General features: G+C 49.1%; 1 rRNA gene. It reads left to right on the forward strand.

The window, feature by feature from the left end:
• Positions 1 to 1,940 (forward strand): 23S ribosomal RNA (locus tag O3611_RS09720); the annotation flags it as partial.

Below are 1,940 nucleotides of genomic sequence, written 5' to 3' on the forward strand. Positions count from 1 at the left end.
AAGACGCAGTGAACTGAAACATCTAAGTAGCTGCAGGAAGAGAAAGCAAAAGCGATTGCCTTAGTAGCGGCGAGCGAAACGGCAGAAGGGCAAACCGAAGAGTTTACTCTTCGGGGTTGTAGGACTGCAATGTGGACTCAAAGACTATAGAAGAATGGTTTGGGAAGATCAGCCAAAGAGAGTGATAGCCTCGTATTCAAAATAGTCTTTGTACCTAGCAGTATCCTGAGTACGGCGGGACACGTGAAATCCCGTCGGAATCTGGGAGGACCATCTCCCAACCCTAAATACTCCCTAGTGACCGATAGTGAACCAGTACCGTGAGGGAAAGGTGAAAAGCACCCCGGGAGGGGAGTGAAATAGAACCTGAAACCGTGTGCCTACAACAAGTTCGAGCCCGTTAATGGGTGAGAGCGTGCCTTTTGTAGAATGAACCGGCGAGTTACGATATGATGCGAGGTTAAGTTGAAGAGACGGAGCCGTAGGGAAACCGAGTCTGAACAGGGCGAGTTAGTATCATGTCGTAGACCCGAAACCATGTGACCTACCCATGAGCAGGTTGAAGGTGCGGTAAGACGCACTGGAGGACCGAACCAGGGCACGTTGAAAAGTGCTTGGATGACTTGTGGGTAGCGGAGAAATTCCAAACGAACTTGGAGATAGCTGGTTCTCTCCGAAATAGCTTTAGGGCTAGCGTCGACATTAGAGATTCTTGGAGGTAGAGCACTGTTTGGGTGAGGGGTCCATCCCGGATTACCAATCTCAGATAAACTCCGAATGCCAATGAATTATGGTCGGCAGTCAGACTGCGAGTGCTAAGATCCGTAGTCGAAAGGGAAACAGCCCAGACCACCAGCTAAGGTCCCAAAATAATTGTTAAGTGGAAAAGGATGTGGGGTTGCACAGACAACTAGGATGTTAGCTTAGAAGCAGCTATTCATTCAAAGAGTGCGTAATAGCTCACTAGTCGAGTGACCCTGCGCCGAAAATGTACCGGGGCTAAAACAATTTACCGAAGCTGTGGATACCTTTATAGGTATGGTAGGAGAGCGTTCTATGTGTGAAGAAGGTGTACCGTGAGGAGTGCTGGAACGCATAGAAGTGAGAATGCCGGTATGAGTAGCGAAAGACAGGTGAGAATCCTGTCCACCGTAAGACTAAGGTTTCCAGGGGAAGGCTCGTCCGCCCTGGGTTAGTCGGGACCTAAGGAGAGACCGAAAGGTGTATCCGATGGACAACAGGTTGATATTCCTGTACTAGAGTATGTAGTGATGGAGGGACGCAGTAGGCTAACTAAAGCAGACGATTGGAAGAGTCTGTCTAAGCAGTGAGGTGTGAATTGAGTTAAATGCTTAGTTCTATAACATTGAGCTGTGATGGGGAGCGAAGTTTAGTAGCGAAGTTAGTGACGTCACACTGCCAAGAAAAGCTTCTAGCGTTTAAACATACTCTACCCGTACCGCAAACCGACACAGGTAGTCGAGGCGAGTAGCCTCAGGTGAGCGAGAGAACTCTCGTTAAGGAACTCGGCAAAATGACCCCGTAACTTCGGGAGAAGGGGTGCTGACTTTAAGTCAGCCGCAGTGAATAGGCCCAAGCAACTGTTTATCAAAAACACAGCTCTCTGCTAAATCGTAAGATGATGTATAGGGGGTGACGCCTGCCCGGTGCTGGAAGGTTAAGAGGAGTGCTTAGCGGTAACGCGAAGGTATGAATTGAAGCCCCAGTAAACGGCGGCCGTAACTATAACGGTCCTAAGGTAGCGAAATTCCTTGTCGGGTAAGTTCCGACCCGCACGAAAGGCGTAATGATTTGGGCACTGTCTCAACGAGAGACTCGGTGAAATTTTAGTACCTGTGAAGATGCAGGTTACCCGCGACAGGACGGAAAGACCCCATGGAGCTTTACTGCAGTTTGATATTGAGTGTCTGTACCACATG

It is taken from the genome of Streptococcus sp. 27098_8_91 (assembly GCF_041432385.1).
Taxonomy (GTDB): Bacteria; Bacillota; Bacilli; order Lactobacillales; family Streptococcaceae; genus Streptococcus.